This is a genomic window from Hyphomicrobium sp. 2TAF46, from assembly GCF_052114865.1.
GTDB lineage: Bacteria > Pseudomonadota > Alphaproteobacteria > Rhizobiales > Hyphomicrobiaceae > Hyphomicrobium_B.
In genome coordinates, this window is the sequence record NZ_JBFRFO010000005.1 from 155,792 (window position 1) to 181,248 (window position 25,457).

23 protein-coding genes are annotated in these 25,457 nt (G+C 59.3%); 12 read left to right on the forward strand and 11 right to left on the reverse strand.

The window, feature by feature from the left end; genetic code table 11:
• Window positions 1–12: 12 nt before the first annotated feature.
• The 5 genes from AB4Z24_RS12155 to AB4Z24_RS12175 form a co-directional block, all read right to left on the reverse strand.
• Window positions 13–1,011: an adenosine kinase gene (locus AB4Z24_RS12155; RefSeq protein WP_441708429.1), complete on the reverse strand. Its 999-nt coding sequence runs from the start codon at window positions 1,009–1,011 to the stop codon at window positions 13–15.
• Between the two features lie 63 nt (window positions 1,012–1,074).
• Entirely contained in the window at window positions 1,075–2,085 is a 1,011-nt protein-coding gene (gene holA / locus AB4Z24_RS12160; protein ID WP_441708431.1) for a DNA polymerase III subunit delta, read from the reverse strand.
• Window positions 2,086–2,159: 74 nt separating this feature from the next.
• Window positions 2,160–2,732, reverse strand: coding sequence for a hypothetical protein (locus AB4Z24_RS12165; RefSeq protein ID WP_441708433.1), 573 nt, complete (start codon window positions 2,730–2,732; stop codon window positions 2,160–2,162).
• Window positions 2,719–5,343 (reverse strand): leucine--tRNA ligase, encoded by a 2,625-nt coding sequence (gene leuS, locus AB4Z24_RS12170; RefSeq protein ID WP_441708434.1) that lies wholly within the window; start codon window positions 5,341–5,343, stop codon window positions 2,719–2,721. Before leuS ends, AB4Z24_RS12165 begins: the two co-directional genes overlap by 14 nt.
• A 236-nt stretch (window positions 5,344–5,579) precedes the next feature.
• Window positions 5,580–5,804, reverse strand: coding sequence for a hypothetical protein (locus tag AB4Z24_RS12175; protein WP_441708818.1), 225 nt, complete (start codon window positions 5,802–5,804; stop codon window positions 5,580–5,582).
• Here AB4Z24_RS12175 and AB4Z24_RS12180 point away from each other — a divergent pair.
• Window positions 5,697–6,812: a Fic family protein gene (locus AB4Z24_RS12180; RefSeq protein ID WP_441708801.1), complete on the forward strand. Its 1,116-nt coding sequence runs from the start codon at window positions 5,697–5,699 to the stop codon at window positions 6,810–6,812. The genes AB4Z24_RS12175 and AB4Z24_RS12180 overlap by 108 nt on opposite strands.
• Before the next feature lie 57 nt (window positions 6,813–6,869).
• Here the strand turns inward: AB4Z24_RS12180 and AB4Z24_RS12185 are convergent, their stop codons facing one another.
• Window positions 6,870–7,274, reverse strand: coding sequence for a GlcG/HbpS family heme-binding protein (locus AB4Z24_RS12185; RefSeq protein ID WP_441708436.1), 405 nt, complete (start codon window positions 7,272–7,274; stop codon window positions 6,870–6,872).
• 174 nt (window positions 7,275–7,448) lie between these two features.
• Between AB4Z24_RS12185 and AB4Z24_RS12190 the strand changes: the two genes are divergently transcribed.
• Together AB4Z24_RS12190 and AB4Z24_RS12195 are read left to right on the forward strand one after the other, a co-directional pair.
• On the forward strand, window positions 7,449–8,129 hold the full coding sequence (locus AB4Z24_RS12190; protein ID WP_441708437.1) for a YggS family pyridoxal phosphate-dependent enzyme: 681 nt from the start codon (window positions 7,449–7,451) through the stop codon (window positions 8,127–8,129).
• A gap of 111 nt (window positions 8,130–8,240) precedes the next feature.
• Window positions 8,241–9,173 (forward strand): hypothetical protein, encoded by a 933-nt coding sequence (locus tag AB4Z24_RS12195; RefSeq protein ID WP_441708439.1) that lies wholly within the window; start codon window positions 8,241–8,243, stop codon window positions 9,171–9,173.
• Window positions 9,174–9,273: 100 nt separating this feature from the next.
• On the opposite strand, the gene ppk2 is transcribed toward AB4Z24_RS12195, so the two are convergent.
• Together ppk2 and AB4Z24_RS12205 are read right to left on the reverse strand one after the other, a co-directional pair.
• Window positions 9,274–10,200 (reverse strand): polyphosphate kinase 2, encoded by a 927-nt coding sequence (gene ppk2, locus AB4Z24_RS12200; protein WP_441708803.1) that lies wholly within the window; start codon window positions 10,198–10,200, stop codon window positions 9,274–9,276.
• 123 nt (window positions 10,201–10,323) lie between these two features.
• The gene (locus AB4Z24_RS12205) at window positions 10,324–11,349 is read right to left on the reverse strand and encodes an aldo/keto reductase (protein ID WP_441708441.1); all 1,026 of its coding nucleotides are present in this window, start codon (window positions 11,347–11,349) and stop codon (window positions 10,324–10,326) included.
• Between the two features lie 339 nt (window positions 11,350–11,688).
• Between AB4Z24_RS12205 and AB4Z24_RS12210 the strand changes: the two genes are divergently transcribed.
• Window positions 11,689–12,276, forward strand: a complete 588-nt coding sequence (locus AB4Z24_RS12210) for a hypothetical protein (protein ID WP_441708443.1) — start codon at window positions 11,689–11,691, stop codon at window positions 12,274–12,276.
• A 268-nt stretch (window positions 12,277–12,544) separates the two neighbouring features.
• Here AB4Z24_RS12210 and AB4Z24_RS12215 read toward each other — a convergent pair whose 3' ends face one another.
• Both AB4Z24_RS12215 and AB4Z24_RS12220 read right to left on the reverse strand, forming a co-directional pair.
• Window positions 12,545–12,670, reverse strand: a complete 126-nt coding sequence (locus tag AB4Z24_RS12215) for a hypothetical protein (RefSeq protein WP_290994174.1) — start codon at window positions 12,668–12,670, stop codon at window positions 12,545–12,547.
• Window positions 12,671–12,943: 273 nt separating this feature from the next.
• Window positions 12,944–13,540 (reverse strand): GNAT family N-acetyltransferase, encoded by a 597-nt coding sequence (locus AB4Z24_RS12220; protein WP_441708445.1) that lies wholly within the window; start codon window positions 13,538–13,540, stop codon window positions 12,944–12,946.
• Between the two features lie 143 nt (window positions 13,541–13,683).
• Here AB4Z24_RS12220 and zapE point away from each other — a divergent pair, with 143 nt between their 5' ends.
• Together zapE and mdh are read left to right on the forward strand one after the other, a co-directional pair.
• On the forward strand, window positions 13,684–14,931 hold the full coding sequence (zapE, locus tag AB4Z24_RS12225) for a cell division protein ZapE (RefSeq protein WP_441708447.1): 1,248 nt from the start codon (window positions 13,684–13,686) through the stop codon (window positions 14,929–14,931).
• A 181-nt stretch (window positions 14,932–15,112) separates the two neighbouring features.
• On the forward strand, window positions 15,113–16,084 hold the full coding sequence (gene mdh / locus AB4Z24_RS12230; RefSeq protein WP_441708449.1) for a malate dehydrogenase: 972 nt from the start codon (window positions 15,113–15,115) through the stop codon (window positions 16,082–16,084).
• Between the two features lie 59 nt (window positions 16,085–16,143).
• Here the strand turns inward: mdh and AB4Z24_RS12235 are convergent, their stop codons facing one another.
• Complete coding sequence (locus tag AB4Z24_RS12235) at window positions 16,144–16,782, reverse strand: 2OG-Fe(II) oxygenase (RefSeq protein ID WP_441708451.1); 639 nt, start codon at window positions 16,780–16,782, stop codon at window positions 16,144–16,146.
• A gap of 187 nt (window positions 16,783–16,969) precedes the next feature.
• Here AB4Z24_RS12235 and sucC point away from each other — a divergent pair, with 187 nt between their 5' ends.
• From sucC to lpdA, 6 genes are all read left to right on the forward strand, one after another.
• The gene (gene sucC / locus AB4Z24_RS12240) at window positions 16,970–18,169 is read left to right on the forward strand and encodes an ADP-forming succinate--CoA ligase subunit beta (protein WP_441708453.1); all 1,200 of its coding nucleotides are present in this window, start codon (window positions 16,970–16,972) and stop codon (window positions 18,167–18,169) included.
• Between the two features lie 117 nt (window positions 18,170–18,286).
• Window positions 18,287–19,186: a succinate--CoA ligase subunit alpha gene (gene sucD / locus AB4Z24_RS12245; RefSeq protein ID WP_441708455.1), complete on the forward strand. Its 900-nt coding sequence runs from the start codon at window positions 18,287–18,289 to the stop codon at window positions 19,184–19,186.
• A 108-nt stretch (window positions 19,187–19,294) separates the two neighbouring features.
• Entirely contained in the window at window positions 19,295–22,258 is a 2,964-nt protein-coding gene (locus AB4Z24_RS12250) for a 2-oxoglutarate dehydrogenase E1 component (RefSeq protein WP_441708456.1), read from the forward strand.
• Between the two features lie 18 nt (window positions 22,259–22,276).
• On the forward strand, window positions 22,277–23,572 hold the full coding sequence (gene odhB, locus AB4Z24_RS12255; protein ID WP_441708458.1) for a 2-oxoglutarate dehydrogenase complex dihydrolipoyllysine-residue succinyltransferase: 1,296 nt from the start codon (window positions 22,277–22,279) through the stop codon (window positions 23,570–23,572).
• Window positions 23,573–23,587: 15 nt separating this feature from the next.
• Window positions 23,588–24,019: a hypothetical protein gene (locus AB4Z24_RS12260; RefSeq protein ID WP_441708460.1), complete on the forward strand. Its 432-nt coding sequence runs from the start codon at window positions 23,588–23,590 to the stop codon at window positions 24,017–24,019.
• Window positions 24,020–24,057: 38 nt separating this feature from the next.
• Window positions 24,058–25,455 carry a dihydrolipoyl dehydrogenase gene (lpdA, locus tag AB4Z24_RS12265; RefSeq protein WP_441708461.1) on the forward strand — a complete coding sequence of 466 codons (1,398 nt, stop codon included), beginning with the start codon at window positions 24,058–24,060 and terminating at the stop codon, window positions 25,453–25,455.
• Window positions 25,456–25,457 lie beyond the last annotated feature (2 nt).

The following is a 25,457-nucleotide window of genomic DNA, read 5'->3' on the forward strand; positions in this document are numbered from 1 at the left end:
ATAGCTTTGAAGCTACGAAATGACGCCGTGTTGCTTCGCGAATTCGGCGAGCGAAACTGACGGTCTGGCGCCAATGTGACTGATAATTTCGGAAGCCGCGAGGCTCGCGAGCTTCCCGGCGATTTCAAGATCTAATCCCCGCGCATATCCGAATAGGAATCCGGCCGCATATAAATCGCCGGCACCCGTCGTATCGACGACCTTTTCGACCGGAAATGGCGATATCGTAATCGACTGCTCTCCGGAATGAATCTCGGAGCCTTTGCCGCTACGCGTGAGAACAGCCAGTTTCGCGTCTTTTCGCGCATTTTCGGCGGCAATCTCGAACGAGTCCGTTTGATAGAGAGATTTGATCTCCGATTCATTGGCGAAAAGAATATCGATGCCGGAGCGAATGAGTTCGAGGAATTCGCCGCGATGGCGATCGACGCAAAAGCCGTCCGAAAGCGTGAGCGCGGTTTTTCGCCCCGCGCTTTTCGCAGCGTTTAATGCCGAACGAAAAGCGGCTTTCGCTTGCGGCTCGTCGAACAAATATCCTTCGAGATAAAGGATGGACGCGGCGCGTATCATTTCGAGGTCTAGCTGCGCTTCAGTGAAGCTCGTTGAAATGCCGAGGAACGTATTCATCGTGCGTTCGCCGTCAGGCGTCACGAGAATGAGCGAACGCGATGTCGGTGCGCCATTGGCAACGGCCGGTGCGTTGAAAGCGACGCCGATCGAGCGAATATCGTGAGAAAAGACTTTGCCGAAATCATCGTCGGCGACGGTGCCGATGAATGCGGCGCGTCCGCCGAACGAGGCGACGCCTGCGATGGTATTGGCTGCCGATCCGCCTGAAATCTCGATGGCGGGGCCCATCGTGGAATAGATCTTCTTGACTTCATCCGCGTCGACCAGGCGCATGCTGCCTTTCGTTACGCCAACGGTCGCGAGAAAGGCGTCATCACATCGCCCAATGATATCGACGATCGCGTTACCGATCCCGATTACGTCGTAACGCGTGTCCGTCATGTCGTCCCCCTTGCCAATTGCGCAGGCACTATAGGGACGGGAGAGGCGGTCGCAAGCCGCGCGCTAGCGGCCGCCCGCCGCAGCCGCCGATACCGCCGCCATTGATGCGAGCGCCAAAATCATGCGCTCGGCGACGACGTCCTCCAAATTCGATGTCAGGCGCGCCGTCTTCGCCGCTTCCGCAATGCGTCGGAGTGCCTGATCGAGCTGTCCGCGAGACCAGCTGCGCACCTGCCGCGCGAAGCTGTCTTTCTGCTTGAAGAACAATGGTGGGCGGACGGATTTGAGCGCATCGTCGAGACGAAGCCCGGTATCGACGTCGCTTCTGACCCGATGCAGTTTCAGGAAATAGCGTTGCACGATCAGGATGATCACCTGCGCGTTTTCACCCGATCCGAGAGCCCGGCCGAAGTCGCTGATCGCATCCTTCGTGCGTCCCTCGGCGACGGCTTCAGCGATGCGTTCGAGCGCCAGTCCCGCTGCATCTCCTACCAACCCCTCGACGTCCTCGTGCGTGATGGAGGGCCGCCCCAGGCAGAAAAGCGCGAGCTTTTCGATCTCAGCGCGCGAAAGCGCACGATCGGCGCCGAGCCGGCTCTGCAGCAGCGCGCGCGCGTCGCCTTCGATCGTCAGCGAAAACGACGAAAGAACTTCGGAAATCAGCGCGTCGATGTCGGCAGCGCTGTCAGGATAGCAGGCGACGGCAAAGCACTTCGCCTGGGATTCAAATAGAGATCGAAGACTGTCATCCGCCTTGAGGTTCCCCGCTTCGACGATCAGCAGGCCCTCGAGCGGCCCGGACGTGAGAAGCGGCTTCAAGAGCGCCGTCGACACGCGCCGGCTCGCGATCGCGCGGACGATCCGGCGGCCCGAAAACATGGGCCGCGTCTGCAGCTCCGTCTCGAGGCGGCCTGGATCCTCGTCGAATTCCGATTCGTCGATCTTCAGCACCTCTCCGGGAGGATTCTCTCTCGCAGCGAGGCTTTTCGCGAGTGCGGCCGCCCGTTCGCTCACGAGACCCGGGTCAGACCCATGAAACAGCACGGCCGCCAGATCGGCGGGCGGCGATTTCATGAAAGCTGAGGCTTGTTGTGGTTTGACGGCGGCCATCGGGGTGCTCTTCTAGGGGCTCGCCCTAGATATCAGAGCTAGGCGTTCCCGGTCGATAAGACTGCGAGCAGCCGCGTCTGGATCTCTTGGCCGACGGTTTCCGCTGCGCGGTTTTCCGCGTCCTGCCGGGCCTGGACGTTGGCGAAGATCGACGACACGCGGTCGAACGAGGCGCGGCCGTAGCTCGTGCCCTGCGCAACCACTTTCTTGTCGGACAACCGGATGAGGCTGAACGTCGCGTCGACGCTGTAGATCTGGTTGCCGGCGTTTCCGTCCACGGCAACGAGCATCGACGTGACCGATTCGCGAATGGCAATGTCGAGACGGTATAGCGGCGGTTTCTGAGCCCCACCGCCGGTCGTCTGGTAGATCAGCTCGTTGCGGATGCGCTGGCCGACCCGGCCCGGAATAGGTGCGATATCGACGGTCGCCAATCGTTCGGTGACAGCAGCCCCACCGATAAGCGACGAGCCATAGAGCGGACGGAAACCACCGTCGCCACAACCTGCCAACGCCGAAAGGGCAATGAAAGCTGAAGCCGCGAGGAGGCCGCGCGCAACCGTCAGGCTGCACTTGCCTCGTCCCCCAATCCGCCCCTCAACCAACGACATTCACGATCCTCTGCGGAACGACGATAACTTTTTTCGGCGGCCGCCCATCCAACGCACGCACCACCGATCCAAGCTGCAACGCCGCCGCTTCAACTTCCTCGGCTTTCGCACTGCGCGAAATCACGAGTTCGTCCCGTCGCTTACCATTAACCTGTACGGCAATGGTGACTTGATCGTCAACGAGCAGCTCGGGTTCTGGCGCTGGCCAAGGCTCATTCGCGACCAGCGTGTTGTATCCGAGCCGCGCCCAGCATTCTTCAGCCAAATGCGGCATCATCGGGCCGATCATCAAAACCAGGAATTCCCCGGCCTCCCGAACGGCCCAGGCGACGTCCGGTCCACGCTTGGATAAACCCGCTTGGAGAACATTGGATAATTCGTGGATGTTGGCGACCGCCACGTTGAAACGCAACGATTCGATGGAGCGGCCGACCGCATCCAGCGCCCGGTGCGCGGCCTTTCGAACTTCGAGGGCCTCGGGCCCGAACGAAGATGGCTTCGGACCCTTTTCCCCAGGATAGGCCTCGGCAATCTCATCGACGATCCGCCAGACGCGCTGGATGAAGCGTCCCGCGCCCGCGACGCCGGCTTCGGTCCAGATGACGTCGCGCTCCGGCGGGCTGTCCGAAAGCATGAACCAGCGGGCGCAATCGGCACCGTAGTGGGCAATGATGTCGTCCGGGTCCACCAAGTTCTTCTTTGACTTCGACATCTTTTCGATGCTGCCGATCGCGGCAGGGCGGCCGCTCGATATCTCGACGGCTCGGCGATTGGCGCCTTCGCCTTCGAGCCGGACGTCGCTCGGCAACAGCCACACCCCGTCCTCGGACTTGTAAGTCTCGTGGGTCACCATGCCTTGCGTGAAGAGCGCCGCGAAGGGTTCGCGCGTGTTCGTCGCGAACGACAAGTGCCCCGTATCGCACATCGCCCGCACGAAGAAGCGCGAGTAGAGAAGGTGCAAAATCGCGTGCTCGATACCGCCGATATACTGATCGACCGGCAGCCAGTATTGCGCCGCGCTTCTGTCGACGGGCGTTTGCGCTTCCGGCGCCGTGAAGCGCACGAAGTACCAGGACGAGTCGACGAAGGTGTCCATCGTGTCGGTTTCGCGCAGCGCCGGCTCGCCGCAAATCGGGCAGTTGACGTGCTTCCACGTCGGATGCCGGTCGAGCGGATTGCCCGGCTTATCGAACGTCGCGTCTTCCGGCAGTTCGATCGGCAGATCTTTTTCTGGCACCGGAACGACGCCATGCGTCTTGCAGTGGATGATCGGAATCGGGCAGCCCCAATAGCGCTGCCGCGAGATGCCCCAATCTCTGAGCCTGTAATTGACTTTGCGCGTGCCCTGGGGCCGCGATTCGAGCGTCTGCTTTTCAAGACGCTTCGCCGCTTCGTCAAAGGCGGCAGACGTCGAAAGTCCGTCGAGAAACCGCGAATTGATCAGTGTGCCATCGTCGGCATAGGCCTTGTTCGTCAGCTCGAATGTCGCCGCATCCTCGCCCGGCGGCAGGATCACGGGCACCACGGGAAGATCGTAGCGGCGCGCGAAATCCATGTCGCGCTGGTCGCCGGACGGACAGCCGAAGATGGCGCCTGTGCCGTACTCCATGAGCACGAAATTGGCGACGTAAACCGGCAGCTGCCAGCTGGCGTCGAACGGATGCACGGCGCGAATTCCCGTATCGTATCCGCGCTTTTCAGCGGATTCGATATCGGCGACGGATGTGCCCATGCGGCGGCATTCTTCGCAGAACTCCGCAAGCTTCTGATCTTTTTCAGCGGCCGCCTTCGCCAGCGGATGGTCTGCCGCGACGGCAAGAAACGACGCGCCGAACAGCGTGTCGGGCCGCGTCGTATAGACTTCGAGCTCGCTGAAATCTTTGGGCGACGTCTTCTTATCGAGAGCCCAACGGACGAGCATGCCTTCCGAGCGGCCGATCCAGTTCGCCTGCATCAGGCGCACCTTCTCGGGCCAGTTGACGAGCGTATCGAGGTCGCTCAACAGCTCGTCGGCATAGTCGGTGATTTTGAAGAACCACTGCGTCAGCTCGCGTTGCTCGACGAGCGCGCCAGATCGCCAGCCGCGTCCGTCGATCACCTGCTCGTTGGCGAGAACCGTGTGGTCGACCGGGTCCCAGTTGACCTTCGAGGATTTCCGGTAGGCAATGCCCTTTTTGAGGAAATCGAGAAACAGCTTCTGCTGATGCTTGTAATAGCTCGGCGAGCACGTCGCGATCTCGCGTGACCAGTCGAGCGACAGGCCCATCGATTTGAGCTGTCCGCGCATTGTGTCGATGTTGGCATAAGTCCACGTGCCGGGATGGACTTTGCGTTCCATCGCGGCGTTTTCCGCCGGCATCCCAAAGGCGTCCCAGCCCATCGGATGCAGCACGTTGAAGCCACGGGCACGCTTGTAGCGCGCGACGACGTCGCCCATCGCATAGTTGCGGACATGGCCCATGTGGATGCGGCCCGACGGATACGGGAACATCTCGAGGACATAGGACTTGGGACGGCTGGGATCCTCGGAGGCGCGAAAGATCTCGCCCTTCTCCCAGACGGATTGCCAGTGTTTTTCGCGCTCGGCCGCGTTGTAGCGTTCAGTGGCCATGGGGCCTTGGATCTCGTTCAAGAATTCGTGGAAAGCCGTAAAGAGCCCGAATGGTAAAGCCGGTCAAGTCGTTGGCGTCGGCGGATCTGAGGCCGGCTGGTCCACTGTGTCAATCATGTGCGCTTTCTGGCGATTTTCGAACATGAGTGGCGGCTCATGTTCAGAGGATGCGCGCGAGCACGTTATCATATTCAAATTTTCACAATTTTCGAACATGATTGCAATATCATGTGCGTTCATTGAACATGACGCACGCCATCATGCGCAAAAATAAGTAAAATACGAACATGATAAAATCCGCCAAATCGAAAAACCAAGGCTCCGCCGATCGGCCCTACAACGCCCTTCCTCCGTTGCCGCCCACAGTCGATCTCGAAACCAAGGCCATCCTGAAGCGATGCGTCGCCGCGAGGGTCGAGCTTGCAGCGCTCAAAATTTCTGGTCGGCTCATCCCGGATCAATCCGTTCTCATTAATGCGATACCGATGCTCGAAGCGCGCGCAAGCTCGGAGATTGAGAACATCGTCACGACGAACGACTCGCTGTTTCGTGAAGCAAGCTTCGGCGACAACAATCCAGTGAGCGATCCAGCAGCAAAAGAGGCAATGCGCTACAGAACTGCTTTGCATCAAGGGTTCCGGGCGCTATCGGAAAGACCTATCTCGACGCGAATCGCGGTCGATACATGCCGCACAATCACCGGTACGGCCTTCGACGTGCGCGCTACACCAGGAACGACGCTGCGCAATGGTGTAACCGGAGAAGTGATCTATACGCCGCCCGAAGGGGCCGAATTGATCCGGAACATGCTCGCCAATTGGGAGCGCTACGTCAACGCCGAGTCCGATATTGATCCGCTCATTCGAATGGCAGTACAGCACTACCAGTTCGAAGCTATCCATCCATTCAGTGATGGCAACGGCCGCACCGGCAGGATTCTCAATCTGTTGTTTCTGGTGCAGGCCGGGTTGCTCGACAAGCCAACGCTCTACCTTAGTCGTTACATTCTCAAAACGCGAAATGACTATTATGCCAACCTCGCGCGCGTGACGCGAAATGGCGATTGGGAAAACTGGGTTCTTTATATTCTTACCGCAATTCAGGAGACGGCGCGCTGGACGAACGCGAAGGTCGAGGCCATTCGAAGGCAGATGGAAGATGCAACGATCTTCATCCGAACGGAAAAGCCGCGGATCTATTCAAGAGATCTCGTTGAGATCATCTTTTCGCAGCCATATTGTCGTATTGAAAATCTGGTACAGGCTCGCCTGGGCAACCGGGTGACTGTGTCAAACTATTTAAAAGAACTTGTAGCCATCGGCGTGCTTATTGAGGAGCGCGCATGGCGTGACAGAGTTTTCATCAATCGCAAATATCTGGACTTGCTGGCGGGTGAAGAACACACGTTTCCGCCATACGCAGTCCCGGAAGGCGATCAATTTGACAAGAGCGAACGGAAATCGCCATGAAACAGAACGGGCGACGCAAGCGCCGCCCGCAAAAAATATTATTCTCGCGCTAGACGCTCAGCACGTATGCGCGCTGGCGCCGGCTTCCGCAACGGTCTGATCCTGCACACCGCTACCGCCCGATACGCCGATGGCGCCGATGACCGCGCCCTTCGAATCCTTGAGCGGAATGCCGCCCGCGAAGATCATCACCCGGTCGTGGTTGGAAACATGGATGCCGAAGAACTGGTCGCCAGGTTGACTGTTCTCGGCCAGTTCCTTCGTCGAAATATTGAAGGCGCGTGACGTGAACGCCTTGTTGATCGCAATGTTGATCGATCCGAGCCACGCCCCGTCCATGCGAATATGCGAAATCAAGTTCGCGCCTTCGTCCACCACGGCGATATTCATGGGTTGACCGATTTCCTTGGCCTTCTTTTCGGCAGCGTCGATGATGCGGCGTGCGTCGGCGAGTTTCAGCATTAGGGGATGCTCCTCAAGTTCGGTCTGAGTTCGGGGAAGGTAGTCATTGGAGGCGAGCGAAACCGGATGTTTCGATCGGGACGTCCTATATAGGAACCCCGTGCGAAATTGCGACACTTGTTCCTTGTGAGCTGGATTGTTTATGGAAGGGTTCGAGACCATCGAGGAACGCGCGTGCCAGACGACAATTACCAGGAAACCCCGGTCGACAGGTTAAAGCACGTAAACGATGAAATCGTTGCCGCTGCAAAAGCCGCAGGACGTGTTGCCGATGGCATAGAGCTCGTCGCCGTCTCCAAGACATTCGATGCCGAGGCCATTCGGCCTGTCATCGAAGCCGGCCAGCGCGTATTCGGTGAAAATCGCGTCCAGGAGGCCGAGCGCAAATGGCCGCCGCTGCGCGCCGAATTCCCCGGCGTGAAGTTACACCTCATCGGTCCGCTGCAATCCAACAAGGCGAAGGAAGCCGTCGCATTTTTCGACGCCATCCATACCATCGATCGCGAAAAGATCGCCCGTGCCGTCGCCGATGAAATGGCGAAGCAGGGCCGCTCGCTTGAGCTGTTCATACAAGTCAACACCGGAGAAGAACCGCAGAAGGCCGGCGTCATGCCGCGCGAGGCTGTTGCCTTCGTCGCGCTCTGCCGTGACCAGCTCAAGCTGCCCCTCGCCGGTCTCATGTGTATCCCGCCGGTCGATGAAGAACCCGCTGTCCATTTCGCGTTTCTCGCCAAACTTGCCCGCGAGCTTAGGCTGTCTGGCCTAAGCATGGGCATGAGCAGCGACTTCGAAACCGCAATTGCCTTCGGTGCGACGCACGTCCGTGTCGGTTCGGCCATCTTCGGGACTCGGTAACCCGTTTCCCACCGCAAATTTTCTCGTCACCACAGTCGAGAACGCTCGCGATGCTACCGTCCTCGAATGATTCGCTGAGACGTGTTCAGCGCCGCGCGCGAGGAATGTCCGATGACTGCAAATGCCTGGAAGAAAGAGAGCGTTGAGTCCGAAGCCAAGGCCGCCGCTGCCGAAGCCGCGACCGTCGCGCGCGACGAAGTTCGTGAGCAGCCGAAACCGGTAGACACGTCGAAAGCGAACGTCTCGAAGCTCGAAAAAGTAAGCAAGAGCGCGACGAAAGACGCGAAGAAGACCTGGCACGATTTCAACGTCGATGTTTGGCTGACGCCCTTCAACTCGATCGAGTTCGGCCCGTGGAAGCGTGAGCGCAATCGTGGCAAGTCGCGCCAGTTCACGAGCGACATGGATATCTTCGCCGAGATCATCGAGAATGGCGAGCGCACGGGCGTCCTTGGCTATCGCAAAGAGCTTTGGAAAGCCGCGAGCGGCATGGAGAAGCGCCTCGTCATGAAGCTCTTCTCGGAGAACCTGAACTGGAAGGCCAGCATGGACATGATGCTCGGCCGCTCGATCCAGCAGACGCTCGCGGCCAACGGCCTCCCCGTTACGACTTTCTCGATCAACACGAGCGAAGACGACTATCTCGTCTATATCGAGCGCTCGGCACACAAATGGCCGCTGCTGCCCGAAAACTTTTCGTTCTTCCTGATGGACGAAGGCATGCCACGCTTTTATCGGTTCCGTCGCGACTTCATAAATCTCGGCGGCGACTACACGCTGATCGATCAGCACGGTGAGCATGTCGGTCATATCGACGGCGCTATTCTGACGATCGGCGGCAGGTGGAAGTGCAAAGTGCGCGGCGATCACGCCGAGTCGCGCTTGCTGCAAGTGATGAAGCTCTTCACCGGCATGGTCTCTTTCAACAGTCAGGCCCGCCGCCACGTTAAGAGCCTCGCTCACGACATCCGCGATGGCCGCATCAAACCGGACATCCAGCGTCAGGAAGCCGACCTCTATATGAACCCGCGCCGTATTCGCTAAACGGCCAAGCGGGCGTTACGGAGTGCGTGCTTCTCGTCACGCCCCCTGATCGGCTCCGCATGGAGCCGATCAAGGATCGTAAGTCGCTCTGCTCGGCCGATCAGTAGATCGCTGGCACGTAAAGGTCGTCCGGAACCGGCGCGCGGCTATAGTCTGGATGATGCACGCGTTCCGGCAGCACGACGGGTGCGCGCGGCACATCTTGATACGGAATTTGGCTCAGCAGGTGCTGAATGCAATTGAGCCTCGCCCGCTTCTTGTCGTCGGCATGAACGACCCACCAGCGCGCCTCGGGAATATGCGTATGCTCGAGCATCGCTTCCTTGGCCTTGGTGTAATCCTCCCAACGCCGCCGCGACTCGAGATCCATCGGTGAGAGCTTCCACTGCTTGATCGGATCGTGGATCCGCATTTGGAATCGCAGATGCTGCTCATCGTCGGAAATCGAGAACCAGTATTTGATCAGCGTAATGCCCGAGCGCACGAGCATCTTCTCGAATTCCGGAACCGTGCGGAAGAATTCTTCGAGATCGTTCTCCGTGCAGAAGCCCATGACGCGTTCGACGCCGGCACGATTGTACCAGGAGCGATCGAAAAGCACGACTTCACCGGCGGCCGGAAGATGCGGCACATAACGCTGGAAATACCACTGCGAACGTTCTCGCTCGCTTGGCGCCGGCAACGCGACGACCCGTACGACACGCGGGTTGAGACGCTGCGTGATCCGCTTGATCACGCCGCCTTTGCCGGCTGCGTCCCGGCCTTCGAAAATGACGACGACCTTGGCCTTGGTGTTGACGACCCAGTCCTGAAGCTTGATCAGCTCACGCTGTAACCGGAAGAGTTCCTTGAAATAGACTTGGCGATCGAGAAGGCCCGCCTCGCCGTCGCGGTCATGGCCGTCGAGCAGGCGCGCCAGTCGCGCGTCGTCCATTTCCATTTCGAATTCTTCGTCGAAGCTGTCCGCGATCTCCGCCTCGATACGCGCCGGATTTGCCCGCTCGCTTTTTTCGTGCTCGTCCATCATTGCTCTATGATCCGCATTATCCGCCTCGGAATTGCGCGCGATCTTTTCGCGAGCCACATGACAGCCTCGTGACAAATCTCGACATAACGAAATTCCCGAGCGTTCAAAGCCTCTTGTGCTCTCCTAAACAGGCAATGGATTGCGTTCGGTGAAGCCCCTCTGGTGCCAATAGGGATAAGCTTTCGCCGTCTCGCTCGCGGCATCGAGCTTTTTGATTTGCTCGGGCGTCAGGCTCCAGCCGATCGAACCGAGATTGTCCTTCAATTGCTGCTCGTTCCGCGCGCCGATGATGACGCTCGAAACCGTCGGGCGATGGAAGAGCCAGTTGAGCGCGATCTGCGGCACGCTCTTTCCCGTTTCTTTCGCTATATCATCGAGGGCATCGACGACTTTGAACACGCGTTCGTTCGGAACGGGCGGCCCCTGTTCGGACGTCTTGTGAAGGCGGCTTGTTTCCGGCAAAGGCTGTCCACGTCTCAATTTGCCGGTGAGGCGTCCCCACCCGAGCGGACTCCAAACCAGCGCGCCGATTCCCTGATCGAGCCCAAGCGGCATGAGTTCCCACTCGTAGTCGCGGCCAACGAGCGAATAATAGGTTTGGTTCGCGACGTAGCGCGGGTAGCCGTAACGATCTGCAACCGCGAGCGACTTCATCAAGTGCCAGCCCGAAAAGTTCGAGACGCCAGTGTAGCGAATCTTCCCTTCGCGAACGAGTTGATCGAGCGTCGAGAGCACCTCTTCCGGCGGCGTCAGTGCATCAAAGCCGTGCAGCTGGAAGATATCAATGTGATCCGTCTGCAGACGTTTCAGCGCTTGCTCCACGGTTTTCAGAAGATGGAAGCGCGATGATCCGACGTCGTTCGGCCCATCGCCAAAGCGGAACGTCGCTTTCGTCGAAATGAGAGCTTTATCGCGGCGTCCCTTTAGCGCTTCGCCGAGCACCGTCTCGGAATTTCCGTTCGAGTAGACGTCGGCCGTATCGAAAAGCGTGACACCCGCATCGAGGCAGAGATCGACCATGCGCCGGGCTTCTTTGACGTCGGTCGAGCCCCAGGCACTGAAAAATTCGCCTGAACCGCCGAAGGTCGCGGCTCCGAAACTCAAGAGCGGAACAGTTAATCCGGATGCGCCCAGTCTTCGGTGTTCCATCGCGTTCCCCTGTCCAATTCAGCGCCAATAAGGCCTCTGTATGCGGAGCGTTGCCGCACCAAACGACACAGGAGACCTCAATAATGACGTGTGAAATTGATCACATATCGCGGTGTTCCATACGCAAAGTTCACAATTCACTCGCCCAAAAGTAGCGCGCTAACCTTTTCGGCGAGTGGTTTATTTGCCTTAACTTTTTAATAAATAAACGCAAATTCCTCACGCGCGGCAGTTGTGCCGAAATAAGACGATATGCCGCGCGTCGAATCCTCCCTTGTTTTCGCCCAATTACGACGCTTCGTGCGCCCCGTTTGTGAAGACAAGTGAAGGAGAGTTAGTATGCGATTGAGTTTAATCGCAGTGGCGATGTGCTTGGCCTGGTTGGCCGGAATGACATCGGCAGAGGCGCGCACCTATCAGGGTCACAAGGGTGACCGTTACGAGCGCTCCTATAAGCATTCCGCTAGCAAGCGGCAGTACTCGGCCCGCTACGCATCGCGTAGCCGCTCCGTCCACCGTCAGTACTCAAACCGCAAGACTGGATCTGGCTACGCGTACCGTTCGGGGGCACGCCGTCACTATGCCAACAGCGGTAGCGGCGGACGCCACTATGCACAGCGCCGGTCCTATAGCGGCCGCAAATATGCGTCGGCCGGCAACGTCGGCGGCCGTCCGCGTGCATGGTGCGGTTGGTGGATGCGCACGCAGTTGGGCGGCGGTCCGGAATACAATCTCGCTGCCAACTGGCGGCACTATGGACGTGCGAGCGGACCGCAGATCGGCGCCGTTGTCGTCTGGCCGCATCACGTCGGCATGATCACGGGTCGCGCGGCCAACGGCCAGTGGATCGTGAAATCCGGCAACGACGGAAACGCCGTGCGCGAACGGGCGAGGTCGGTCGCTGGTGCCGTGTTCCGTGTAGGCTAATTGGAATATGGGCAGGTCGAGAAATCGGCCTGCTCATTTTCACGAAGCTGATTGAAAGCCGGTAACAGCGTTCGGTCTCCACGAATACGGGACGGCCGATATGTCGAGTTCCGAGTTTCATCACGGATAAAAATATGGCCGGTGACGCTTATCGCGGTCGCCCGGCCATTTGGATAGAAAGGCGCGCAAGGAGCGCGCCCATTCGCCATATGCATTCGGCGTCCGAAGCCTGAATGCCCAGTCCAGGGCTTCAGGACGCGAAATGAAATTAGGCGGCTTTCTTCTTTGCCGTCTTCTTGACTGCCTTCTTGACAGTCTTCTTAGCGACTGCCTTCTTGGCGACGGGTTTCTTGCGCTTTGCGACGGTCTTAGCTGCTTTAGCTGCCTTAGCCATAGTTTTAGTCTCCCTCTATTGTTCGAATCAGCTCGAACTTCGCAAACATGAGCAAATTCGAGAGGTTTGTAGACGGAGAAGTTTGAAATTGCGGACAAAAAGGAGTTTATTAACGCAAACTGTTGCGAGAATGACTCAATTTTTCTTATTTTTCGACGCCTATTGGCCTTTCAGCCGACTCGAAGACCCGAATTACGGCACCGCAATCGTCTCGTTTGCATCGCAATTGAATGGATTCGAATGACGCGATTCGCCGCCGAGCCGAATTGGCAATTACAATTCCGCTGATCCCCGAACGCGCTTTTGCAAATCGAGTGCGGAGTGCAGGTACGTCATCCGCTCATCCAATAATTCGCCGACCCACGACTGATAATCCGGATCTTTTGGAACGATGTCGGCGATGACGGAACCGTCCTCGATCTTGAGTTCAGCACCATAATGACGAGCAATAGCTTGCATCTTGGCGTTATCGGGCATGCAGACGAGAATGAGATGCCGGAGCCCGCGATTGCGCGCGGTACGAATGACGCGGCCCATCAGCTGGGTGGCAATACCGCGATTGACGAACGGCTTCTCGACGGAGAATGCCACCTCGGCTGCCGAGCCATGCATGAGATTGTCGGGACGCAATTCCGCGACAGCGCGCAATTCGCCTTCGACGAAATATCCAAACGTCACGTTGCCGAAATCGCCGGCATGCGACGCGTACCGCGTGATGAAATCGTCTGAAACATCGTGACCGAAACGGCGATGCCGCGCTTCCGGGTCGAGGCGATGCAGATGTTCGGACAGCAAGTAGCTCTCGCTCGTCAGCAGTCGCCGTACGAAGCCAAGTTGCTCTTCGCTTGAACCATGGGCCTCTCTCAACATTCTTCCCGCTCCTCGTCTTGCGCCGCGCCGCCGCGCGCTAAGCGCTTGTAACTTCCTCAGAATTGGGGACTAATTGCTGCAAGGCGAGAGGAAATGCTGCAAAGCAGCATTGCATTTTCGGGCGACGGATCGCCGAGATTCCGGTGCTTCCTGGCCGCAAGCGCACCGTAGCCATTGCCCGCCGGGCCGCGGAGCGGCAATCGGCCCATCCCAATTCGCCGCGGCGATCTCTGTTGCATCTCGTGCATCCGCCCGACTACCGAGAGTGGGTGACGCATGGGGGCCGGATGGCGACGATCATCGACGGATACAATCGGCGGCTCGCCGAAGGAGAGATCGAGCCCGACGCCGCGCAGAGAGCGTTGGCTCTGCGCCTCGACGAACTCGAGACGGCGCTAGCGGCTTACCGCCCGAAGACCGGAATGTTTGCGAAAGTCTTGCGTAAGGCACCGGCGGCGCCGAGAGGGCTCTATATTTGGGGCTCCGTTGGCCGCGGCAAGACGATGCTGATGGATCTCTTTTTCGAGGCAACAGCCTTCGAGCCGAAGCGCCGCGCCCATTTTCATGAATTCATGGCTGACGTGCACGACCGTATCGGTGAAGCCCGGAAAACGGTCGATGGCGATCCAATTCCGCACGTCGCGGAAAGCATAGCGAAGGAAGCGCGCCTTCTATGCTTCGATGAGATGCATGTGACGGACATTGCCGACGCCATGATCCTCGGCCGCCTGTTCGAGGCGCTCTTCGCAGCCGGAACCGTCGTTGTCGCAACCTCCAACGCCCGGCCGTCCGATCTCTACAGGAATGGGCTCAATCGCCAGCTATTCCTGCCCTTCATATCGGCGCTCGAAAATGCAGTTGAAGTGATCGAGCTCGGCGCGAAGAAAGATTTTCGCCTCGACAAGTTGTCCGGCGCGCAGCTTTACTTCTACCCTATCGATGGCGCGGCGAAGGCCTCGCTCGACGCCCATTGGAAGCGCCTGACCGGCAACCATCCCGGAAAATCGCAGACGCTGGACGTCAAGGGCCGGAAGGTGCGCGTGCCGATGACTTCTATGGGCGTCGCCCGCTTCGCCTTCGCAGACCTGTGCGATCTGCCGCTCGGCGCGAACGACTACATCCACATCGGCCATGCCTTTCATACCGTCATTATTGACGGCATTCCGATCCTGACGCCGGATCGGCGGGACGTTGCCCGCCGCTTCATCAATCTCGTGGACGCGCTCTACGATGCCCGTATCTGTCTCATCGCCTCTGCCGCCGCCGAGCCGGGCGCGCTGTATCCGAAGGGCGATGGATCCGATCTCTTTCAGCGAACCGCGTCCCGCCTGACCGAAATGCGCTCAGAAGCCTATTTGGCGGGCCATTCGGGCGGCCGCACCCGCCACTGACGCCGCAAATGGCAGGCCCGTGTCCTGGTCGTTCCGATCGCACCAAAACACGGCACACGACGAGACTTTGCGAAGAAAGTTATGTCTTGCGCTTGAGGGGGGCGCCGAAATTGATTAGGCAGCAGCATCATCGCGGTTCGCGATCGCGGCCGTCATTCTAGTGATCTCCGGGGGAGCAGCCATGGCGCGCACCAAAATTGCACTGATCGGATCGGGACAGATTGGTGGCACGCTCGCCCTTTTGGCAGGCCTCAAGGAACTCGGCGATATCGTCATGACCGACATCATAGAAGGTGTCGCGAAGGGCAAAGCTCTGGATCTGTCGCAGACCGCGGCCGTCGAAGGATATAATGCCAAAATTTCGGGCACCGGCCCCGAAGGCTACGCTGCGATTGCGGGAGCCGACGTCTGCATCGTCACCGCCGGCGTTCCGCGCAAACCCGGCATGAGCCGCGACGACCTCCTCGGCATCAACTTGAATGTCATGGAGCAGGTCGGCGCAGCCATAAAAACGCATGCGCCGAATGCTTTCGTCATCTGCATTACGAACCCGCTCGATGCGATGGTTTGGGCCCTTCAAAAGTTTTCCGGGCTTCCCGCGAAGAAGGTCGTCGGTATGGCAGGCGTCCTCGATAGCGCCCGCTTCTCCCACTTCCTCGCCGAAGCGGCCGGCGTTTCAATCGAGGATGTTCGTGCTCTGACCCTCGGCGGCCATGGTGACGATATGGTCCCGATGGTGCGCTATTCGACGATCGGCGGCGTGCCGCTTCCCGATTGTGTGAAGCTCGGCTTCTTTAGTCAGGAGAGCCTGGACGCCATGATCAAGCGCACGCGTGGCGGTGGCGGCGAAATCGTCGCCCTTCTCGGCACGGGCTCGGCCTTCTACGCGCCAGCAGCGTCCGCCATCGCCATGGCTGAGAGCTATCTAAAGGACAAGAAACGCCTGCTGCCCTGCGCCGCGCACTTGAACGGTGAGTACGGCCTCAAGAATACTTATGTGGGCGTGCCCGCAGTTATCGGTGCGAGCGGAATTGAAAAGGTCGTGGAGCTGTCGCTCGACGAAGCGGAAAAGGCGATGTTCGAGAAATCGGTCGCGTCGGTGCAAGGTCTTATCGAGGCTTGCAAGAAGATCAAACCGACCCTCGCAAACTGAAAGAGTGGCGCACCGTGCCGGAACGCCACTCTCAAGAAGATCGTTTAAGGGTTTCGGCCTCAGCCGAACTTGAATATTTTCTTGAGATTGTGCGAAAGGGCGCCGCGCTTCTCTTTGCGGGCGACGTCGGCTTCGCTTCTGAGCCAAGTCATCTGGACAACGCGGCGCTCGCCGACAAACGGCGTGTGTCCGTGCCAGGAAGAGTCGGAGCGACGGAAGGCGAAGACCGTGCCGGTCAGCGGGCTGATCTGCTCGACGTAGTCCTCGAAGTCATGATCGTTGCGCAGAACGCGGAGGCAGCCGGCGCCGGTGCCGTCCCACTTGTCATTAAGATAGGTGAGCATCGTCGCGATCTTCGCTTCGCCGTCGGTGTGGATGCGTCCGTCCTTCGCGGCCGAGAGCTTGCGAATGGTGATCATCTTCGGCTTGCCGACGAGATCGATGTCGAGTTTTTCCGACACGATCTTGGAAACCTCGGGGCTCTTGAGATCGGCGAGCAGCTTCTCGAATGCGCCGTGTATGCCCGCTCCGATGTCGGTCTCAGTGAGAAAGCCCGGCTCTTTGAGATCGGGAAAATCCGCTTTCAAGGGTCCGACGACTGGCGGCTGAATGAAATTTTCGCCGACAAGAAAGTTGAATGGGTCGCGGCCAGTCCGTGCCGCCTTCAGTCCGTCGATGTTGATGCATGCAAAGGTCATGGGCGTCCCCCGTTATTGACTAAGCGAGTATGGAAACAGGATTTACGGTGCTCCCGTTATCGACTCAAGAGGCGGTCTCGGCGCACCCCGGCGGCAAAATCGCTGAGCGGCGACCTTACGATTGGGAATTTGGGCAAAAAACGGCGGTGCGCACGATGACGAAGAATTGTTCAGCGGGGTCAGTAATATGAACATTCACGAATATCAGGCTAAAGAACTGTACCGTCAGTACGGGGTCCCGACGCCAAACGGATTTCCCGCATTTTCAGTCGAAGAGGCAGTCGCCGCCGCGCGAAAACTTCCCGGACCGGTATGGGTCGTGAAGGCCCAGATCCACGCTGGTGGCCGCGGCAAAGGCAAGTTCAAGGAACCCTCGGCCGGAGACAAAGGCGGCGTTCGCCTCGCCAAATCTTTGGAAGAGGTCGAGACGTTCGCCAAGGAAATGCTCGGCAAGACGCTCGTGACCGTGCAGACCGGCCCGGCTGGCCGCATCGTTAACAGGCTCTATGTTGAAGACGGTTCGGCGATTGAGCGCGAGCTTTATCTGTCGGCGCTTGTCGACCGTGAAACCTCGCGCGTCGCCTTCATCGTCAGCGAGGCCGGCGGTATGAACATCGAGGATGTCGCGCACGACACGCCAGAGAAAATCCACACCCTCACCATCGATCCGGCAACCGGCTATCAGCCGTTCCACGGCCGCAAGGTCGGCTTCGCTCTGGGCCTTAAGGGCGACCAGTTGAAAGCCTGTGGAAACCTTGTCGAAAACCTTTATCGAATGGTCGTCGAGAAGGACATGAGCCTGCTCGAGATCAACCCTCTGGTCGTCACCAAGGATGGCAAGCTCATCTGCCTCGACGGCAAGATGGACTTCGATTCAAATGCTCTTTATCGCCACCCGGAGATCGTCGCGCTGCGTGACCTCGGCGAAGAAGACCCGACCGAAATCGAAGCCTCGAAATACGATCTCGCCTTCGTCAAGCTCGACGGCAATATCGGCTGCCTCGTCAACGGCGCCGGTCTCGCCATGGCGACGATGGACATCATCAAGCTCTACGGTGCCGAACCCGCGAACTTCCTCGATGTCGGCGGTGGTGCTTCGAAGGAAAAGGTTCAGGCGGCGTTCAAGATCATTCTGGCAGACTTGTCGGTTAAGGGGATCTTGGTCAACATTTTCGGGGGCATCATGCGCTGTGATATCATCGCCGAGGGCGTCGTCGCCGCCGCGCGCGAGATGGATATCAAAGTTCCGCTCGTTGTCCGGCTTGAGGGCACGAACGTCGATCTCGGAAAGAAAATCCTGAATGAATCCGGTCTGAAGATCATTCCGGCCGATGATCTCGCCGACGCTGCCAAGAAGATCACGGATCAGCTGAAGAGCGCGGCTTGACGGTGTCGCGCCCTTGAAACGTCGAAACCTTACGAGTTAGTCAACTGGTTCTACTTGCTGCACTGCAAAAAATGCGCAACATGTAGGCGCTGAGACGCGCCATCACGCGGGGTTGGAATGTCTATTCTTGTCGGGCAGCACACGAAAGTCATTTGCCAGGGAATTACGGGTAGCCAAGGCACCTTCCATACGAAGCAGGCCCGCGCCTACGGCACCAAGATCGTCGGCGGCGTCACGCCCGGCAAAGGTGGCGGCAAGCATCCTGATACCGAGCTGGCCGATGTCCCGCTTTTCGATAGCGTTGGCGAAGCTGTCGCCAAGACGGGCGCCACGGCAACTTCGATCTACGTTCCGCCGCCCTTCGCGGCCGATGCCATCCTCGAAGCCATCGACGCCGAATTGCCGCTGATCGTCTGCATCACCGAAGGCATTCCGGTGATGGACATGGTCCGCGTCAAGAGAGCGCTCGAAGGCTCGAAATCGCGCCTCGTCGGCCCGAACTGCCCCGGTCTCCTGACGCCCGGCCAATGCAAAATCGGCATCATGCCGGGCAACATCTTTCAGAAGGGCTCCGTCGGCATTGTATCGCGCTCCGGAACGCTCACATATGAGGCCGTGAAACAGACAACCGACGTGGGACTCGGGCAGACGACCGCCGTCGGCATCGGCGGCGATCCCGTGAAGGGCACCGAATTCATCGATGTCCTCGACATGTTCCTCTCCGACGATGAAACCAAGTCGATCATCATGATCGGCGAAATCGGCGGCTCCGCTGAGGAAGACGCCGCGGAGTTCCTGGTGCACGAGGCGAAGAAGGGACGCAAAAAGCCGATGGCCGGTTTCATCGCGGGTGTAACGGCGCCTCCCGGGCGGCGTATGGGCCATGCAGGCGCGATCATTTCCGGCGGCAAAGGCAAGGCGGAAGACAAGCTTGCTGCGATGAAAGCCGCGGGCATCGCCATTGCGCCGAGCCCCGCCGCGCTTGGACGAACTCTCGTTGAGGTCTTGCGAGCCTAGCCTCGCGAGACTGGAATAGCCGAACGGCCGGCGGCACTTCTACCGGTCATGTCCGCGTAACCGGCAGCATCACGGCGATGCTTCCGGAGTATGAAAAGGACGAATTTGATGGCACGAAATGGCCAGAACGAAGCGTTCCTTCGCACCTCGTTTTTGAGCGCCGCCAACGCGCCCTACATCGAGGATATGCAGGCCGAATACGAACGCAATCCGGGCGCCGTCAGCGACGAATGGCGACGATTTTTTGAAAGCATAAAAGAAGCGCCGTCTTCCGCCCCGGCATATTCCGGAGGCCCGGCTTGGGCTCCGCCGCTCTCGGCGCTCTTGAACGAAAACGGCACGGACCGCGATCTCGTCGGCGCTTTGACCGGTGATTACGGCGAAGGCGAACGCACCATTCGCGAGAAGATCGAACGGCGCGCGCAGGTCGCCGGTTTCGAGCTGACGCCCGCGGCTTCCCTTCGCGCCACGCAGGATTCCATCCGCGCGCTGATGTTGATCCGCGCCTATCGCGTCATCGGCCACTTGGCTGCCGATCTCGATCCGCTCGGCCTCGCGGACCGCCGCGTCCATCGCGAGCTGATGCCGGAGACCTACGGATTTACCGAAGCCGATCTCGACCGTCCGATCTTCATCGATCGCGTCATGGGCCTGGAAACGGCAACCATGCGCCAGATCGTTACGATCCTGCGCCGGACCTATTGCCGGAAAATCGGTGTGCAGTTCACTCACATCACCGATCCGACCCAAAAAGGCTGGATCCAGGAGCGCATCGAAGGCGCCGAGAAGGACATTCGGTTCACACCCGAAGGGCAGAAAGCCATCTTGCGGAAACTGATCGAGACCGAGACCTTCGAGAAGTTTTGCGATCTCAAATACACGGGCACCAAGCGCTTTGGCCTCGACGGTGCGGAATCGATCATCCCCGCACTCGAACAGATCATCAAGCGCGGCGGACATTTGGGTGTCCGTGAAATCGCGATGGGCATGGCCCACCGTGGCCGTCTAAATGTTCTCGCCAACGTGATGTCGAAGCCGCTGCGAGCCATCTTCAAAGAATTCAAAGGCGGCTCGTTCAAGCCCGACGATGTCGAAGGCTCGGGCGACGTGAAGTATCACCTCGGCGCGTCGTCCGATCGCATGTTCGACGGCAACACCGTTCACCTGTCGCTGACCGCCAACCCCTCGCATCTCGAAATTGTCGATCCGGTCGTGCTCGGAAAGGTGCGCGCAAAGCAGGATCAAGCCGGCTGTGCCAGCGGCGACCGCACGCCCGTCATGCCGCTGCTGATTCACGGCGATGCGGCATTCGCGGGCCAGGGCGTCGTCGCCGAATGCTTCGGCCTCTCGGGCCTGCGCGGCCATCGCACCGGCGGCTCCATTCATTTCATCATCAACAATCAGATCGGCTTTACGACCGCGCCGCATCACTCGCGGTCATCGCCCTATTGCTCCGACGTCGCCCTGATGATCGAAGCGCCGATCTTCCACGTCAACGGCGACAGCCCCGAAGCCGTCGTCCACGTCGCCAAGATTGCGACCGAGTTCCGTCAGCGCTTCCAGAAGCCCGTCGTGATCGACATGTTCTGCTACCGCCGTCACGGTCACAACGAGACGGACGAGCCGATGTTCACGCAGCCGGCGATGTACAAGCGCATCAAATCGCATCCGACGGTCGTCGACATCTATTCGAAGGAACTCCTGGAGGACGGCGTGATGACGCCCGCCGAGTTCTCCGAAATGAAGGCGACGGTGCGCGCCAACCTCGACAAGGAATTCAGTTTTTCCGACGGCTACAAGCCCAACAAGGCCGACTGGCTTGACGGACGCTGGTCCGGCATCACGCGCCCCGACAGCGATGATTGGCGCGGCAACACGGGCATCCCGATCGATACCCTGAAAGATATTGGGCATCGCATCACCACGATCCCGAACGACTTCCACATCCACAAGACGGTCGGCAAGCTGATCGAGCGCCGCCGCGAAATGATCGACACGGGCCAGGGCATCGACTGGGCCATGGCCGAACACCTCGCATTCGCGTCCCTTCTGATGGAAGGTTTCCGCGTCCGGCTCTCCGGCCAGGATTGCGAGCGCGGAACTTTCTCGCAGCGCCACGCCGTCTTCATCGACCAGGAAAGCGAACGCCGGTTTGCACCGCTGAAGCATCTGTCGCCCAACCAGGCCCGCTTCGAGATCGTCAACTCGATGCTGTCGGAAGAAGCGGTCCTCGGCTTCGAATACGGCTATTCCCTCGCCGAGCCCAACGCACTGACGCTTTGGGAAGCGCAATTCGGCGACTTCGCGAACGGTGCGCAGGTCATTTTCGATCAGTTCCTGTCATCCGGCGAGCGCAAATGGCTCCGCATGTCGGGATTGGTCTGCCTGCTACCGCATGGCTACGAAGGCCAGGGACCCGAACATTCCTCAGCGCGCCTCGAGCGCTATCTCCAGCTGTCGGCCGAAGACAATTGGCAGGTCGCGAACTGCACGACGCCCGCGAACTATTTTCATATTCTGCGCCGGCAATTGCATCGCAACTTCCGCAAGCCCTTGATCCTGATGACGCCGAAGTCGCTGCTTCGCCACAAGCGCGTCGTTTCAAAACTCGAGGATTTTGGCCCGAACGCCAGTTTCCATCGCCTGCTCTGGGATGACGCCGAGCGCGGAACGTCCACGATCAAGCTCAGGCCCGACAACGAGATCAAGCGCGTCGTCATCTGCACCGGCAAGGTCTACTACGACCTTCTCGATGCGCGCGATGCGCAAGGCCGCGACGATGTCTATATCCTTCGCGTCGAACAGCTCTATCCGTTTGCCGCCCGTGCTTTCATTCAAGAGCTCGGCCGCTTCAAGTTCGCCGAGATCGTCTGGTGCCAGGAAGAGCCCAAAAATATGGGCGCCTGGTACTTCATGGATGCGAATATCGAGTGGGTTCTGAACCACCTCGGTTATATTCATCGCCGTCCGCGGTATGCGGGACGCCCCGCCTCCGCATCGACGGCAACAGGCTTGCTATCGCAGCATATCAAGGAGCAGACCGCGCTCGTCGCCGACGCGCTCGGAACATAGGAAGGTTGAGAGGCTCAGATGTCGATCGAGATTCGCGTCCCCGCGCTCGGAGAAAGCGTAACGGAAGCGACCGTGGGCAAATGGTTTAAGAAGGCGGGCGATGCCGTCAATGCGGACGAGCTCCTTGTCGAGCTTGAGACCGATAAAGTGACGGTCGAAGTTCCCGCGCCGTCGGCGGGCGTCCTCGGCGAAATCCTTGTTCAATCCGGCTCGACCGTCGCCGTCGGATCATTGCTCGCAGCCTTGCGGGATGGCGGCGGTAAGGCGGATAAGCCGGCGAAAGCCGAAGCGAAAACGCCGTCCCCCTCGCCCACCCCCGAACGTGCGCCAGCCGCTGCAAGTGCACCGCCGCCACCGCCTCCGGCAGCCCAGAAGGCAATGACCGAAGCGGGTCTCGAAGCGTCAGAAATTCAAGGCTCAGGAAGGCGCGGCCAAATCCTGAAGGAAGACGTCGTCAACGTCGTGGCCTCTGCGCCGCGGCCTGCCGTAGCGCCGCCGGTGCACGAGATTGCGAGTGCCGCGCCCGCGACGAACGTCGTCGCCATTCCAACGGCGCCATCACTGAAGGCTGTACCCCCGCAGGAAACGCGCCTTCCCTCGACCAGTATTGACGCAACTCGCGAAGAACGCGTCAAGATGACGAGGCTGCGCCAGACGATTGCGCGCCGTCTCAAGGATGCACAAAACACGGCGGCGATGCTGACGACGTTCAACGACGTCGACATGAGCGCCGTAATGGCGCTGCGCGCGCAGTACAAAGACATCTTCGAGAAGCGCCACGGCGTGAAGCTCGGCTTCATGGGACTGTTCGTCAAAGCCTGCATTCAGGCATTGCGCGACGTGCCGGCGGTCAACGCCGAGATCGACGGCGATGATCTGATCTACAAGAACTACTATCACATTGGCGTTGCCGTCGGCACCGAGAAGGGCCTCGTCGTTCCCGTCGTGCGCGACGCCGATCGCCTGAGCCTCGCCGAGATCGAGCAGCGCATCAACGAGTTCGGCCGCCGCGCGCGCGATGGCAAACTGTCGATCGAAGACATGCAAGGCGGCACCTTCACGATCTCGAACGGTGGTGTTTATGGATCGCTTATGTCCACGCCGATTTTGAACGCCCCGCAATCGGGCATTCTCGGCATGCATCGCATCGAGGAACGTCCCGTCGTCCGCGCCGGTCAGGTCGTCATCCGCCCGATGATGTACCTGGCGCTCTCCTACGATCACCGCATCGTCGATGGCAAAGAGGCCGTCACCTTCCTCGTTCGCGTCAAGGAATGCCTCGAGGATCCGCAGCGCTTCATCCTGGAATTGTAGTCCAAAGGCGAAATGATGCGTCGAAGCGCAGCCGTGAAGGTCGTCATCGCACTCTGGGGCATGACGGCCCTTCAAACCTCGGGGTTCGCCGAACCACTCGCCGCAAAAAATCCCATCGACGCGGTGCTTTCCCGTTCGCTCGTGGAACGCGGCGCAATGATCGCCTGCGCCGCTCTCGACGATGACGCTGATACGATAAAATTCCTCAAAATTAGTTGGGAACGCGACATCGCCGCCGTCAAAGAGGATCTTCTGAAGGCGGGTTTCGATGACAGCGCCATCCATACGCTGGTCGATCACCTGGATATCGAGAAAGCCACGCCAAGATTTGCTGACCGCCCCGCGTTGACCGCCTATTGTTCGACCCTGGGCGATTGGAAGCTGCGATGGCAGATGTTCATGGTTTCAATGCCCCAATTCGAACTGCGTCGCGTTCTCGATAAATAGATTAGCGGTAAAGGTTCCAACCCGACGAGACCCAATTTATGTCCTACGATCTCATCGTCATCGGCACAGGCCCTGGAGGCTACGTCTGCGCAATCCGCGCCGCGCAGCTCGGCATGAAGGTCGCCGTCGTCGAAAAGCGTTCGACCTTCGGCGGCACCTGTTTGAACGTCGGCTGCATTCCGTCGAAGGCGCTGCTTCATTCCTCACATTCCTTTGACGAGGCGAAGCACGGCTTCGCAGCCATGGGCATCGCTACTGATCCGAAGCTCGACCTCGACAAGATGCAGGCCTTCAAACGTGAAGGCGTCAAAGGTAACGTCGATGGCGTCGCCTATCTGCTGAAGAAGAACAAGATCGACAGCGTCTTCGGCACCGGCCGCATCGTAAAATCGGGCCAGGTCGCCGTAACGTCCCCAAGCGGTGAGACGCAGACGCTTGAGACGAAATGGATCGTCATCGCCACCGGCTCCGATGTGACACGCCTTCCCGGCATCGAGATTGATGAAAAGCGCGTCGTCTCATCGACGGGTGCACTCGATTTCACGACGGTTCCGAAAAAGCTGCTCGTCGTCGGCGCCGGCGTCATCGGGCTCGAACTCGGATCGGTATGGCGGCGGCTCGGCTCTGAAGTTTTTGTCGTCGAATATTTGAACCGTATCCTGCCCGGCATGGATGCAGAAATTGGCCGCTCATTCCAGCGCATCCTCGAAAAGCAGGGGATCGCCTTCCGTCTTTCGAGCAAGGTTTCAGCCGTCGAAACGTCGGACGCGGGTGTGATCGCCAAAGTCGAACCGGCCGAAGGCGGCGCTGCCGAATCCATCGAAGCCGACGCGGTTCTCGTTGCCGTTGGTCGCGTGCCCTTCACCGAAGGACTGGGCCTCGCCGAAGCTGGCATCGCGCTCGACCCGAAGAAGCGCGTACTCGTCGATGGGCATTATCAAACGAACGTAACGGGCGTCTTCGCCATCGGCGACGTCATCGCCGGTCCGATGCTCGCCCACAAGGCGGAAGACGAAGGCATCGCCGTCGCAGAGATCATCGCCGGTCAGGCCGGCCACGTGAATTACGACGTGATCCCGAACGTCATCTACACCAGCCCCGAGGTCGCGAGCGTCGGCAAGACGGAAGAAGAATTGAAGGCCGCCGGGATTGCCTACAACATCGGCAAGTTTCCGTTCACCGCGAACGGCCGCGCCAAAGCCATCCGCATGACCGACGGCTTCGTCAAAATCCTCGCTGATGCAAAGACAGATCGCGTCCTCGGCGTGCACATCATCGGCGCCAATGCCGGCGAGCTGATAGCGGAAGCTTGCGTTCTGATGGAATTCAGCGGCTCGGCGGAAGATCTGGCGCGCACCTGCCACGCGCATCCGACATTCTCAGAAGCCGTCAAGGAAGCGGCCCTCGCCGTCGCCAAACGCGCTATCCACTTCTGACG